We start from the raw sequence: 13,523 nt of genomic DNA, 5'->3' as shown, positions 1-13,523 counted from the left end.
CCTCTCGGCCTTGCGGGTTTTTGTTGCCGGGTCGCCGGGGGCGCTCAGGGCTTGCGGCTGCCGCCCAGCAGGACCGCGACCTGGCGCTTGGGCGCCGTGGCCGAAGCGCCGTTGCTCTTGGACGGCTGTTCATCGGCCGGCGCCGACGAGGCCGAGGGCTCGTAAGGCTTCAGGAAAAAGTCGTCCACGGGCTGGCGCGAGGAGTTCGAGGTGTAGCCGGAACGGCGGTCGGAAGAACGGCCGCGGTCGCCCCGGCCCTCGCGGCCGCCTTCGCGGCTTTCGCGGCCTTCGCGCGACGACGGGCCGCCGTCGCTGCGGCGATGGCTGCGCGCGATCAGGTCGGCCGGCACGTCGAGCGTGCCACGCGGCACTTCGCGCTTGATCAGCTTTTCGATGTCGAGCAGGAAGCGCTCTTCGTCGGAGGTGAACAGGGCGATGGCTTCGCCCGAAGCGCCCGCGCGGCCGGTGCGGCCGATGCGGTGGACGTAGTCTTCGGCGTTGTACGGCAGGTCATAGTTGATGACGCAGGGCACGCCCGCGACGTCCAGGCCGCGCGCGGCCACGTCGGTGGCCACCAGCACTTCGAGTTCGCCGGCCTTGAAGGCTTCGAGCGCCTTCATGCGGTCGGCCTGCGTCTTGTCGCCGTGGATCGATTCGGCCTTCACGCCGTCGCGCTCCAGTTCGCGGGCCAGGCGCGCCGTGCCGATCTTGGTGTTGGAGAAAACGATGACCTGGTTCAGGCCCCGCGACTTCACCAGATGCACGACGGCGGCGCGCTTGGCGTCGCTGGGCATCTTGTAGGCGATCTGCGTGATCGTCGTGGCGGTGGCGTTGCGCGCCGCGACTTCGATTTCCACGGGGTGGTTCAGGTACGAACGGCCGAGCTTGCGGATTTCGTTGCTGAAGGTGGCGGAGAACAGCAGGCCCTGGCGCTGCGCGGGCAGGAGGCGAATGATGCGCTCCAGATCCGGCAGGAAGCCCATGTCGAGCATGCGGTCCGCTTCGTCCAGCACCAGGATGCCGACCTGGCTCAGGTTCACGTTCTTTTGTTCGACGTGGTCCAGCAGGCGGCCCGGCGTGGCCACCAGCACTTCGCATCCGCGGCGCAGCGCTTCCTTTTGCGGACCGATATCCACGCCGCCGAACACCACGGCCGAGCGCAGCGGCGTCTGCTTGCTGTAGCGCTTGACGCTTTCGTAGACCTGGTCCGCGAGCTCGCGCGTCGGCGTGAGGATCAGCGCGCGCACGGGGTGCCGGGCGGGCGATGCGCTCGTGTTGGCCAACGGCATGAGGCGGTGCAGGATGGGCAGCGTGAAAGCGGCCGTCTTGCCGGTGCCGGTCTGGGCGGCGCCCATGACGTCTCGCCCTTCCACCACGACAGGGATGGCCTGCGCCTGAATGGGCGTCGGAATGGTGTAGCCGGTTTCGGCGATGGACTGCAGCAGCAGGGGGTGCAGCCCGAAATCGGCGAACGTCGGCGCGGGCGCGTCAGCGGTGGGTGCTACGGATTGAGTGGATTCAGTCATCAGGGTTTGGCAGATACCGGGACCAGTGAAAAAGAACAAAACGAGAGTGCTACATGCACTGCACTACATATGCATCGGGGCAACCCGAATGCGCGTGGTCGCATCGCGACGGCACGCAAATATCCGCGAATCGCTAGCGGCTTCGCGGACAATCCGCACCCTGCCTTGGAGGCCAGTCGGCGCATTCTGGATTCGATACTTATGAGGGCAGTACCAGGCCCGGATTGCTGTGGATAACTTGATTTTAGCGCAGGCGTCCTACCACACGGTCAAATCAGCATCCGGCAGGCCAGACAATGGCCCCGGACGGCAGGCAAACGGGGCTCGCAGAGTGTCCATCAGGTGGACAAACCCCGTTCAAAGCCCGGGCATCAGCCCGCCAGCCAGCGCAAGCCCCACAGCACCAGCATGCCGACGACGATCACCAGCACGGCGCTGCGGGTGCGCAGAAACACCAGGATGGCGACCAGGCCCGCGACGAGCTTGTAGTCGAACACGGGGCCCAACCCGGCCTTCCAGGGTAGCAGGTCGGGCACGACGATGGCCGTGAGCGCGGCGGCGGGCGCGTAGCGCAACGCTCTGCGCACGCCGTCCGGCAAGGGGATGTAGTCGCCAAAGAGCATGAAGCCGGCGCGCGTCAGCACGCTGCACAGGGCCAGCAGCAGGATGGCGGAATAGACGTAGATTTCGGAGGGCCAGAGGGTCATGCGCGCGCCTTGAAGAAACGTTCGGCCCAGATGCCGGCCGCCACGCCGGCGATGACGGCCGCCGCCAGGCCCAGGCGCAAGGGCAGCGCCTGCCCGGTCCAGGCCACCACGCCGGCGGCCAGCATGGACACCAGCATCGGCTTGGAGCTGGCCAGCGGCACGGTGATCGCCAGCAGCGCCAGCACGGCGGCGAAGTCCAGCGACCAGTCCGTGGGCACCATGGCGCCCAGGTAGATGCCGACGATCGAGGACGACTGCCACACCACCCAACCCGGCGCGATCGTGCCGAGGAAGAACCACAGTTGCTCGCGCGTGCCGCGTTCGACCGAATCGCCGTAGCGCGGCATGAACAGCACGAAACCCATATCGGTCGTGAAATAGCCCAGCCCCAGCCGCTTGGGCCAGGACAGGTGGCGGAAATAGGGTTGCAACGCAGCGCCGAAGATGAGGAAGCGCAAGTTCACCACGCAGCCGGCCGCAAAAATCAACCATAGCGGCGCGCCCGCCGCGATCAGCGGCAGCGACGTCAGCTGCGCCGAGCCCGCGTACAGCAGCAGGGTCATGGCCAGCGCCATGGACTCGGTCAGCCCGGACTTGACCATGGCCACCCCGGTCACCAGGCCCCAGGTCGCCGTGGCGATCAGGGCCGGCACGATGGCGTGGACACCCGCGCGGAATGCGGTCAGGCGTTCCTGGCGGACCACGCCGGGGTCTTCGGATTCAGGAAGCGCGGATTCAGAGGACAACGGCTGGCCCCTGGCGATTCAGACAGGACGACATGGAAACTCTATGGGGAAGGACACACACGACAACCCGTTCGCCCGCCGGAATCCCGATGCGCGGGCCATGGGGCGCCGCGCCGGTGCGCGAATAGGCCCGTATTGTAACCTCGCCGCTTGATACAATACGCGCCTCAAGATTCTTGACCGCTTGGGGACCTGGCGCGTGGCGGCAGGTCCGGCGCGCTCTGTGTGGAGAAGACCATGTCGATGGCTGACCGCGACGGTTTCATCTGGTATGACGGCAAGCTCGTCCCATGGCGAGACGCGACGACGCACGTCCTGACGCACTCGCTGCATTACGGCCTGTCCGTCTTCGAAGGCGTGCGCGCCTACCGCTCCGAGATCGGCACCGCCATCTTCCGCCTGGAAGACCACACCAACCGCCTGTTCAATTCGGCCCACATCTACCAGATCCCCATGCCGTTCGATCGCGACACGATCAACGAGGCCCAGCGGATGGTCGTGCGCGAAAACCAGCTGGAATCCGGCTATCTGCGCCCCCTGGTGTTCTACGGCCCGGAAAAGATGGGCGTGTCGCCCAAGGGCGCCAAGGTGCATGTCGCCATCGCCGCCTGGCCCTGGGGCGCCTACCTGGGCGAAGAAGCGCTGTCCCACGGCATCCGGGTCAAGGTGTCGTCGTTCGCGCGCCAGCACGTGAACGTCACGATGCCGCGCGCCAAGGTCGCCACGACCTACGCCAACTCCATCCTGGCCAACACCGAGGCCCTGCAGGACGGCTATGACGAGGCCCTGCTGCTGGACACCGAAGGCTTCGTGGCCGAGGGCTCCGGCGAAAACCTGTTCATCGTCAAGGACGGCGTGCTCTGCGAGCCCGAGATCGCCTCGGCCCTGACCGGCATCACACGATCCACCATCCATGCGCTGGCCGCCGACTTCGGCCTGCGCGTGGAGACAAAGCGCCTGACGCGCGACGACGTCTATATCGCGGACGAGGCCTTCTTCACCGGCACGGCCGCCGAAGTGACCCCGATCCGCGAGGTCGACAACCGCCAGATCGGCTCCGGCCGGCGCGGTCCGGTCACCGAGATGTTGCAGAACGCATTTTTTGACATGGTGAATGGCCGCAACCCGAAGTACCATCACTGGCTAAGCAAAGTCTGATTCGCGCGGCCTTGCGCATGCAAGGCCGCAACATTGCCCCAACCTGCCGTTTACCGGTTCTTTTTTCAGGAATATCCATGACCGCTGCTGCCCCGGCCGCCGTCCCCCAAGCTCACGAAGTCATTGAGGTCGGCGGTGAAGACCTGCCCGTGTTCTGTCCCGGCCCCAAGGCCCCGCTCTGGAGCATGCACCCCCGCGTCTTCCTGGACGTGGCCCGCACCGGCTCCGCAAGCTGCGCCTATTGCGGCGCCGAGTACCGTCTGAAGGCCGGCACGGTGCTGCACGGCCACGGGCACTGAGTCTCCCGCCCCATAACACGCTTATCCGTTCCAGCAGCCATGTTCGCAACGCCCGAAGAAGCAGAGCACGCGTTCTACGAAGCCCTAGAGCAGGCGGACAGCGTCCGCCTGATGCAAGTCTGGGCTGACGACGAGGAAGTCGTATGCATCCACCCCGGAGGCTTGCGCATCGTCGGCCACTCCGCGGTGCACGAGTCCTGGCAACAAGTGCTGTCCAACGGCCCGCTGCACGTCCGTCCGCTGCGCCCGCTGGTCATGCTCAGCATGATGTGCGCGGTGCATGTGCTGGTGGAACAGGTAGCGGTGCGTACGCGGGAAGGCACGCAGTTCGCCAACTGCTACGCCACCAACATCTACCACAAGGGCCCCACCGGCTGGCGCATGGTCATGCACCATGCCTCGTCGGCGCCCACGGAAGCCGGGGTGCTCGATTTGCACGACGTACCCGACATGCTCCATTGAATCGGGTGGATTTTTAGTTGGCCGCTGCTCGTCTTGATACCACGCCCTGCCCCGTCCCCCCCTGGTTGCCAGGAGGCGACAGCCAGACGGTTTACGCCGCCCTGTTCGCGCAGTATCACCGCATCGCGTTCGTGCGCGACCGCGTGGACACGCCGGATACGGACTTCGTCGACTTCGACTGGACCGGCCCCGGGCTGTTCCCGCACAAGGCCGCCGACGGCGCCCCGGTCAGCGGGCAACGGCCGGTCGCCAACGGCAAGACCGCCGCGGCCAGGTGGATGACGGATGCGGACTGGAAGTCCCTGCCGCAAACGCCCGACACCCCTGCCCTGATCCTGCTCCACGGCCTGGAAGGGGGCAGCAACAGCCGCTATGCGCAGTCCATCGCGCATCATTTCCGCGCGCGCGGCTGGATAGTCGTGATTGCGCATTTCCGCGGCTGCTCCGGCGTGCCCAACCGCCTGGCCCGCGCCTACTACTCGGGAGACTCCGCCGAGGTGGGCTTCCTGCTGGAGACGGTGCGCAAGCGCATTCCGCATGCGCGCTGGCATGCCGTGGGCGTGTCGCTGGGAGGCAATGCGCTGCTGAAGTACCTGGGCGAGCACCAGGAAGACACCACCTGGCTGACCGCGTGCGCCGGCGTATCCGTGCCGCTGGATCTCGTCGCCTGCGGCAAGACCCTATCTACCGGCGTGTTCAACCGGCGGATCTATACGGCGCACTTCCTGAAGACGCTCAAGCACAAGGTGCTGGAAAAGGCGCATCGCTTTCCCGGCGCCATCGACGTCATGCGGATCGCCCACGCGCACGACCTGCGCGAATTCGACGATACCTATACCGCGCCGATGCATGGCTTTCGCAATGCGCTGGATTACTGGACGCGCGCGTCCAGCAAGCCCTGGCTGCCGAAGATCTCCGTGCCCACGCTGGTGCTCAACGCGCGCAACGACCCGTTCATCCCGCCCTCGTCGCTGCCCAGGCCGGACGAGTGCGCGCCCGGCATCCTGCTGCACCAGCCCTCCGATGGCGGACACGCCGGCTTTCCGACGGGCGGCTTCCCTGGCCACCTGAACTGGCTGCCCCAGCGCCTGGGACGCTTCTTCGAAACCGGCTTGTAATCCCGCGACACAGGTGTCTGACACCCGTGCGAGACGGACGCCAGCTTGTCCGGCATCGCGGGGGTGTCAGACACCTGTGTAAGCCGGCCTCATCAGCCCGACTTGAAGCGTTCCAGCAACTGGCGCTCTTCCGCCAGCTTGTCCTTGACTTCCTTGATCTGCACATCGATCTGCGACTGCTCGTAGAAGTCGCTGGACAGGCCGCGCGCCTGCTGCAGCTGCGATTCCGCTGCCGCGAACGCGCCGGTCATGACGTAGTAGCGGGCCAGGTCCCGGCGCGCCTGCACCGGCTTGCCGTTGCGTTCCTCGCTTTGCGCCAGCATCTGGTAGAGGCTGGGCTCGTCGGAGCCCCATTGCTTGATCTTGGCGCGCAGGTAATCCTGCGCCTCCGCGTGGCGGCCATTGCTTTGCAGCGCCTGGGCGTAGGCGATGCCCAGCGCCCGCTGGTCGGGCCAGCGCTTGGTGGCCGCCTGGGCCAGCGTCAGCGCGCGCGGGTAGTCCTTGCGGGCCAGCGCGATGTCCACGCTCAACTTGGCAAGCTGGGCCGAGCTGCGGCCATCGGCCGAGGCGAGGTTCCAGCAGCGCTCCGCCTCAGCCAGGTTGTTGCGCTGGTAGGCCTGCAGGGCCAGGCCGTAATAAGCCGCCGACTGGCGCACGCCGGACAGCGCCTGGGCCTCGTCCTGCAATTGCTGGCCGGCCGAGCGCAGGCTGACGGCGTCGCGCCCCTGCACCACGCGCATCTTGGCGCGCACATACCAGAAGTCGTCGCTGTCCACATGGCGGGACGACGGCAGGGACCGGATGCGGTTCTGCACGTCGGACATGCGTTCGATGGACAGCGGGTGGGTGCTGGCCCAGGAGCCGCCGCCCGCGCCTTCATTCAGGCGCGACGCGTTCATCAGGCGCGAGAACATCTGCGACATGCCGTCGGCGTCGTAGCCCGCCTTGGTCAGCATCTGGAGCCCGGCGCGGTCGGCCTCGCGTTCCGCATCGCGGGAAAAGCCGAGCTGGCGGTTGATGGCCGCGGCCTGGCCGAAGGCCGCCACGCCCATGGCGAGGTTGCCGCCGCCGCCGGCCAGCGCCGCCAGCAGCGCGCCCGCCAGGCTGGCCAGCATCACCATGCCGTTCTGATTCTGCTGCGTCATGCCGCGCGCGATGTGGCGCTGCACGACGTGGCCGATTTCGTGCGCCAGCACCGCCGCCAGCTCGGACTCGCTGCCCGAGGAAACGATCAGCCCGGTATTGACGCCGATAAAGCCGCCGGGCATGGCGAATGCGTTGATTTCAGGGTCGCGCACGCCGAACATTTCCACTTCCGGCACCCCGCCCGGCGCAAACGCCGCCAGCTTGCGCCCCATCGTGGTGAGGTACTGGCTGAGTTCGGGATCGTCCACGTAGGTCGGATCGCGCCGGCCCTGCGACATGATGGCTTCGCCCAGGCTGCGTTCCAGCATCGGCGACAGTTCGGCCGCCGACGCGGCGCCCATCGAGGGCAGGCCAACCGGCTGCGCCAGGGCGGCAACGGGAATCATGGGAGCGGCCAGGGCTGCGCACAGGCTGATGATCGTGCCCTGTTTCGCAATCGAGCAAATGGATGGCATTTTCCTGCGGTTCATAAGCCTATGATAGCGATGAGCTTAAAATGTTTCATCGAAACCCCAACGAGGTCTCAATGCGTCCCGTCCGTAAAGCCGTTTTCCCCGTCGCCGGTATGGGCACGCGCTTCCTGCCCGCCACTAAAGCGATGCCAAAGGAAATGCTGCCCGTCGTCGACAAGCCGCTCATTCAGTACGCCGTGGAAGAGGCGGTAGCCGCCGGCATCACTGACCTTATTTTTGTGACAGGCCGCAACAAGCGGGCCATCGAAGACCACTTCGACTCGGCGCCCGAACTGGAATCGGACCTGGAAAGCAAAGGCAAGCACGAGCTCCTGGCCATGGTGCGGAGCATTCTACCCGCGCATGTGAATTGCCTCTATATCCGGCAATCCGCCCCGCTGGGGCTGGGCCACGCCGTGCTGTCGGCCGCCCCAGCCGTGGGCGACGAACCCTTCGCCGTGCTGCTCGCCGACGACCTGATCGACGCCGACACGCCCGCCATGAAGCAGCTGGTCGACATTGCCGTCCAGCAAAACGCCAGCGTGCTGGGAGTCCAGGATGTTCCCCGCGCCGACACCCGCAAGTACGGGATCGTCGCCACCCGCCACGGCGACGCCCTGGCGGACGGCCGCACGGAACGCGTCACGCATATTGTTGAAAAGCCGGAACCCGACGCCGCGCCCTCCACCCTGGCGGTCGTGGGCCGCTATGTGCTGGAAGCCGCGATCTTCGATCACCTGCGCTCGACCAAGATGGGCGCCGGCAATGAGATCCAGCTGACCGACGGCATTGCGTCGCTGATGCGCGAACGCGCCGTGTTTGCGCACCGTTTCGACGGCACGCGCTATGACTGCGGCAACAAGGCGGGCATGTTCCAGGCCACCGTGGCGCTGGGCAAGAAATACCACGGCCTGCTGCCGGAGTGATCCGGCCCGTCCGGCGCGCGACGCGCGCCTGGGCGCATCCAGGCTAGCCCGATAGCGCCGCGCGGGCCTTGGCGCGTGCGAGCGCATCGCGGTCCACCTTGCGCAGCCGGCCCTTGGCGGACAGGCGCATCAAGGTCCCCAGGGCCACCATCAAGCCGATCACTTCCACCAGCGCGGCCGGTATCCACATGGTCAGCCCGCCTATCGTCTGGTCGGTCTGGGCCGACATGGCGATCGCGCGGCCGCACAGTTCGAACAGCGGGTAGATGTCGCTTTCGGTGAAGGCGATGACGGCGCCCGCCACCATCTGCGGCAGCATCGTCGCGACGGGGGAAATCACCCGGCCGCCCGGCGTCATGGCCGCGGGCGGCGCGGGACGGCGGTCCAGGATCAGGTTCCAGTACATGAAGCCGCTGATCACCACCGACCAGTTCATCAGCCGGTACAGCCGCCAGTCCAGCATGGAATAGAACTGCACCGACGGTATCAGCCAGACCAGCACCAGGAAGACGAACAGCGCCGGGACGAAGATCTTGTTGGTCAGCACCGCCACGGTCGCGCGGCCGGCCCCGGTGCGCAGGAAATCACGCAGGCGGATGCGCCAGGCCATCGGAAGCCCCGCGCGCATGACCTGCCCCGGAAAGGCCGCCATGACCAGCAGCGGCCCCAGGTGGTGCAGCACCAGATGCTGGATGCGGTGGATGAAGAACATGCGCTCGGCGTAATAGTCCAGCCGGGTATGCATCGACAGATACAGCAGCGCCATCCCCGCCCAGAACAGGACGCGGCGCGCGCCCGTCACATGGTGAACGCGCTGGCCGCGCACGAACAGCACGATAGCCACCAGAAAGGAGGCTACCAGCGTGGGAGAGAACTCCCAGGGTACGAGCCATTCGAGACTATCCATGCGGGCCATCCGAGAAACGACGCAGAAGACGGGGGCCGGCGCCATGCGCCGCACCCCGCCGATTGTAGTAGACCCCGAAGATGCGCGCTCCCGGCCGCGCCCCCTCGCTCAGAAGTGGTGCGAAACGCCCGTCGCGATACGCGTGGTGTGGGAGTTGGCAGGGTCGAATTGCTTGTCCAGCGTGTAGTTCGACGCATAGCCGGCAAAGGCGTAGAGCGTCGTGCGCGAGGACAAGGCATAGGTATAGCCCAGGGTCGCGACCTGCGCATTGCGCGCCGTCATGCCATCGCTCCAGCGCCAGTCCGGCCTGGCCAGCGACCATTGCGCGAGCACGGTCCCCGGTCCCACCGGCACGCTGGCGCCCACCAGCCAGGCGTTGATGGCGCCGCCTTGGGCAAAGGGAGCCGGCCCCAGCCCCAGGCCCAGGCTGCCGGGGTCCGCGCCGTCCAGCCCGACATAGCCGTTGCGCTGCCGCGACCACGCCAGCGACAGCTTGATCACCTCGAAATCATAGGAGGCGCCCAGTTGCACGGCCTGGGGCCAGCCGTTGCTGTCCGCAGGCGGCCCGGCCAGGCGCAACTGGTCCCATGTGGCCACCGCCAGCAAAGGGCCCTCCTCGTACTTCAGGCCCGCGCTCAGCGCGCGATTGTTCCGGCTGGCGCGGAATCGGTCCTGAGCGTCGGCGTCGAAGGAATACCCGATGCCCGCCTGGAACCCGTTCCAGTCCGCCGAGTAGTAGTTGACTAGGTTGCTGAACTGATAGTTGTCCGACGCCTTGAAGGTGGCGCCCATGCCCATGTCCTTCCACGAGGCGATCTCCAGCGCGCTGCCGTAGGTCTTGCCGACGGTGTCCTGGCGGCCCAGCCGCAGGTCGCCGTAGCGTTCATGGACGAGCCCGACCCAGGCGCCGTAATTGAACAGGCTGTCGTCGTCGGCCGCCTTGCCGCTGGACGGGTCGAAGCCGCTTTCCAGCTGGAAGCGCGCTCGCCAGCCCCCGGCCAGTTCCTCGGCGCCCTGAAGGCCCCAGAGGGAATCCGTCAGGCCGCCGTCTAGCAGGCCGCCGCGGCTGCCCACCCCCGAGACGCGCGTGACAGCCACGCCGGCGTCCACCACACCGTACAGCCGCAGGCCGGGGCTGTCGCCGGCGGCCATGGCCCCCTGGGGCGGGACCAGGCAGCCTGCCGCCAAGGCGGCGCAGAATGCGATTTTCATGATGTTCTCCCGCTGGCGCGGCGGACAACGCCCGCCGCGCGGCGTATCGGCTTACTGCCAGCCGTAGCGGCGTACCCAGAGGCTCTTGAGCAGTTGCGTCAGGACGCAGTACCCGAGCAGAATGCCCGCCAGCCACGGGAAGTAGCTCCAGGGCAGCGCCTGCAGCTGGAAGTACTCGGCCAGCGGCGAGAACGGCAGCAGCAGGCCCAGCGTCACGACCATCAGCGTCATCCCCATCAAGGGCCAGGAGGCGCGGCTTTGCAGGAAGGGAATCCGGCGCGTACGGATCATATGCACGATCAGCGTCTGCGACAACAGGCCCTCGACAAACCAGCCCGACTGGAACAGCGTCTGGTGCTCGGGGGCGTTTGCCTGGAACACGTACCACATCAGGGCATAGGTGGCGATGTCGAAGATGGAGCTGATGGGGCCGAAGAAGACCATGAAGCGGCCGAGTCCGTCCGGGTCCCATTGCTGGGGCTGCTTCAGCAATTCCTCGTCGACATTGTCGAACGGGATCGCCGTCTGGGAGATGTCGTACATCAGGTTCTGCAGCAGCAGATGGATGGGCAGCATCGGCAGGAACGGCAGGAAAGCGCTGGCCACGAGCACCGAGAAAACATTGCCGAAGTTCGAGCTGGCCGTCATCTTCAGGTACTTGAGCATGTTGCAGAAGGTCTTGCGGCCTTCGATCACGCCATCTTCCAGCACCATCAGGCTCTTCTCCAGCAGGATGATGTCGGCGGCTTCCTTCGAGATATCCACGGCCGAATCCACCGAGATGCCCACGTCGGCGGCCCGCAGCGCGGGCGCGTCATTGATGCCGTCGCCCATGAACCCCACGGTGTCGCCCTGGGCCCGCAGGCTGCGCACGATGCGCTCCTTGTGGGCGGGGGTCAGGCGGGCGAACACATTGGCTTCGCGCACGGCAAGCGCCAGCTGCGCGTCGTCCATCTGCTCGATCTCGGCGCCCAGAAAGACCTTGCGGACCTCGAAGCCCACTTCCCGGCAGACCTTCTGCGTCACCAGCTCGACGTCGCCCGTCAGCACCTTGACCTCGATGCCCGAGGCCTTGAGCGCCGCCAGCGCGGGGCCCGTGGACTCCTTGGGCGGATCCAGGAACGCCATGTATCCCACCAGCACCAGATCGGATTCATCCGCCACGCCGTACGCCTGCTGCGTCGGCGGCATCTCCTTGACGCCCACCGCAATGACGCGCAGCCCGTCGCGGTTCAGCTCCGCCGTCACGCGGCGGATATCGGCGCGGCGGGCGTCTGTCAGCAGATGCACCTCGCTGCCCACGCGCAGGCGCGTGCAGGCCGACAGCATTTCCTCCAGCGCGCCCTTGCAGATCAATTCGTGGTGGTCGCGGCCGTTCTCGGTCTCGTTGACCACGACGGACATGCGGCGACGCGAGAAATCGAAGGGGATCTCGTCGACCTTGCGATAGCGGGCGGCCAGATTCAGCCGGCGCTCCACCTCGGCGTGCTGCAGCACCGCCACGTCCAGCAGGTTCTTGAGCCCCGTCTGGTAGTAGCTGTTCAGATAGGCATAGGCCAGCACGTCGTCGCTGCTGGCGCCATAGACGTCGGTATGGCGTTCCAGCACGATGCGGTCCTGCGTCAGCGTGCCGGTCTTGTCCGTGCACAGCACGTTCATCGCCCCCAGGTTCTGGATGGCGTCCAGGCGCTTGACGACGACTTTGCGCCGCGACATGCGCAAGGCGCCCTTGGCCAGCGTGGCCGTGACGATCATGGGCAGCATTTCAGGCGTCAGCCCCACCGCGATGGCCAGCGCGAACAGCAGCGCTTCCAGCCAGTCGCCTTTCGTGAAGCCGTTGATCAGCATGACGACCGGCGCCATGACCAGCATGAAGCGGATCAGGATCCAGCTCACGCGGTTGATGCCCTGCTGGAATTGCGTCGGAGCGCGGGAGGCCTGCGTGACGCGGCCCGCCAGCTGGCCGAAGTACGTATTCGAGCCGGTGGCGACGACCAGCGCGCTGCCGGAGCCGCTGACCACATTGGTCCCCATGAACGCCATGTTCTCCAGTTCCAGCGAATTGCCGGTTTCCACGCGCTGGGCCATGTGCTTCTCGACGGGCAGGGACTCGCCGGTCAGCGCGGCTTGCGCGACGAACAGGTCCTTGGCGCTCAGGATGCGGCAGTCGGCCGGGACCATGTCGCCCGCGGAAAGCAACACGACGTCGCCGGGCACCAGCTCGGCCAGGGGCACCTCGCGCTGATGGGAGCCCGTGGCGTGCAGCGCGGCGCCGAAAAAGCGCCGGGCGCCGCCCTCGGCCGGCGCCCCGGCATCGCTGCGCAGCACGGTGGCGGTGTTCTGCACCATCGCCTTGAGCGCCTCGGCGGCGCGGTTCGACCGCCGTTCCTGCACGAAGCGCAGCACGGTGGAAATCACGACCATCGAGCCGATGATCACGACCGCCGTCCAGGATTGCTCCTCGGAGGCCGCCATCCGCACATCGGTCAGCCAGGACAGCACCGCCAGCGCGGTCAGCAGCAGATTGAACGGATTGCGGTAGGACAGCCACAGGTGGGCATGCCAGGACAGCGGCTTTTCGTGATCGACTTCATTGGCGCCGTGGCGGTCGCGCGCGGCCTGCGCCTGCGCTTCGGACAGGCCACCCCGGCCGCTGCCGAACAGCATGAACAAAGAGTCAAAGCCCAGGCTCGACGTTTCCAGCATGCGCCGGTTGGCGCGGCGCGAGGCCTCGGAGGACACCGCCGCGGCTTCGCCGCCCTGCTCAAGAATGGGGGCGCGGCGGAAGTGGCGGCCAGTCCGCCGCAGGCCCGCGGCGGACGAGAAAAAGGATTTCAGGAACGTAAACATCGGAGTGCTCCGGT

Annotated in this window: 12 protein-coding genes; 5 read left to right on the top strand and 7 right to left on the bottom strand. The window is 66.8% G+C overall.

Annotation, left to right across the window (positions count from 1 at the left end):
- Positions 1-44 precede the first annotated feature (44 nt).
- From ACFWP0_RS19370 to ACFWP0_RS19360, 3 genes are all read right to left on the bottom strand, one after another.
- Positions 45-1,526, bottom strand: a complete 1,482-nt coding sequence (locus ACFWP0_RS19370) for a DEAD/DEAH box helicase (RefSeq protein WP_377844736.1) — start codon at positions 1,524-1,526, stop codon at positions 45-47.
- Positions 1,527-1,897: 371 nt separating this feature from the next.
- Positions 1,898-2,233, bottom strand: coding sequence for an AzlD domain-containing protein (locus ACFWP0_RS19365; protein ID WP_046803475.1), 336 nt, complete (start codon positions 2,231-2,233; stop codon positions 1,898-1,900).
- Positions 2,230-2,979 (bottom strand): AzlC family ABC transporter permease, encoded by a 750-nt coding sequence (locus ACFWP0_RS19360; RefSeq protein WP_377844734.1) that lies wholly within the window; start codon positions 2,977-2,979, stop codon positions 2,230-2,232. The genes ACFWP0_RS19365 and ACFWP0_RS19360 overlap by 4 nt, the downstream gene beginning before the upstream one ends.
- Before the next feature lie 237 nt (positions 2,980-3,216).
- Here ACFWP0_RS19360 and ACFWP0_RS19355 point away from each other — a divergent pair, with 237 nt between their 5' ends.
- The 4 genes from ACFWP0_RS19355 to ACFWP0_RS19340 all read left to right on the top strand — a co-directional run bounded on the left by ACFWP0_RS19355 (position 3,217) and on the right by ACFWP0_RS19340 (position 6,016).
- On the top strand, positions 3,217-4,137 hold the full coding sequence (locus ACFWP0_RS19355) for a branched-chain amino acid transaminase (protein ID WP_377844732.1): 921 nt from the start codon (positions 3,217-3,219) through the stop codon (positions 4,135-4,137).
- A 77-nt stretch (positions 4,138-4,214) separates the two neighbouring features.
- Entirely contained in the window at positions 4,215-4,436 is a 222-nt protein-coding gene (locus ACFWP0_RS19350) for a zinc-finger domain-containing protein (protein ID WP_377844730.1), read from the top strand.
- Positions 4,437-4,475: 39 nt separating this feature from the next.
- Positions 4,476-4,898: a YybH family protein gene (locus ACFWP0_RS19345; protein WP_377844729.1), complete on the top strand. Its 423-nt coding sequence runs from the start codon at positions 4,476-4,478 to the stop codon at positions 4,896-4,898.
- A 17-nt stretch (positions 4,899-4,915) separates the two neighbouring features.
- On the top strand, positions 4,916-6,016 hold the full coding sequence (locus ACFWP0_RS19340) for a YheT family hydrolase (RefSeq protein WP_377844727.1): 1,101 nt from the start codon (positions 4,916-4,918) through the stop codon (positions 6,014-6,016).
- 92 nt (positions 6,017-6,108) lie between these two features.
- On the opposite strand, the gene ACFWP0_RS19335 is transcribed toward ACFWP0_RS19340, so the two are convergent.
- Positions 6,109-7,617: a M48 family metalloprotease gene (locus tag ACFWP0_RS19335; RefSeq protein WP_377844725.1), complete on the bottom strand. Its 1,509-nt coding sequence runs from the start codon at positions 7,615-7,617 to the stop codon at positions 6,109-6,111.
- A gap of 71 nt (positions 7,618-7,688) precedes the next feature.
- On the opposite strand from ACFWP0_RS19335, the gene galU reads away from it, so the two are divergent.
- Positions 7,689-8,540 carry a UTP--glucose-1-phosphate uridylyltransferase GalU gene (gene galU, locus ACFWP0_RS19330; protein ID WP_377844723.1) on the top strand — a complete coding sequence of 284 codons (852 nt, stop codon included), beginning with the start codon at positions 7,689-7,691 and terminating at the stop codon, positions 8,538-8,540.
- Positions 8,541-8,583: 43 nt separating this feature from the next.
- Here the strand turns inward: galU and ACFWP0_RS19325 are convergent, their stop codons facing one another.
- From ACFWP0_RS19325 to mgtA, 3 genes are all read right to left on the bottom strand, one after another.
- Entirely contained in the window at positions 8,584-9,456 is an 873-nt protein-coding gene (locus ACFWP0_RS19325; protein ID WP_377844941.1) for a cytochrome c oxidase assembly protein, read from the bottom strand.
- A gap of 99 nt (positions 9,457-9,555) precedes the next feature.
- Positions 9,556-10,659 carry a porin gene (locus ACFWP0_RS19320; protein ID WP_377844721.1) on the bottom strand — a complete coding sequence of 368 codons (1,104 nt, stop codon included), beginning with the start codon at positions 10,657-10,659 and terminating at the stop codon, positions 9,556-9,558.
- Positions 10,660-10,710: 51 nt separating this feature from the next.
- Positions 10,711-13,509, bottom strand: a complete 2,799-nt coding sequence (mgtA, locus tag ACFWP0_RS19315; RefSeq protein WP_377844719.1) for a magnesium-translocating P-type ATPase — start codon at positions 13,507-13,509, stop codon at positions 10,711-10,713.
- Positions 13,510-13,523 lie beyond the last annotated feature (14 nt).

The sequence above is a fragment of the Achromobacter sp. NPDC058515 genome (assembly GCF_042721735.1).
Lineage (GTDB): Bacteria > Pseudomonadota > Gammaproteobacteria > Burkholderiales > Burkholderiaceae_B > Achromobacter.
Note: the sequence above shows the minus strand (reverse complement) of the source record. Positions and strands in the feature narration are given on the sequence as shown.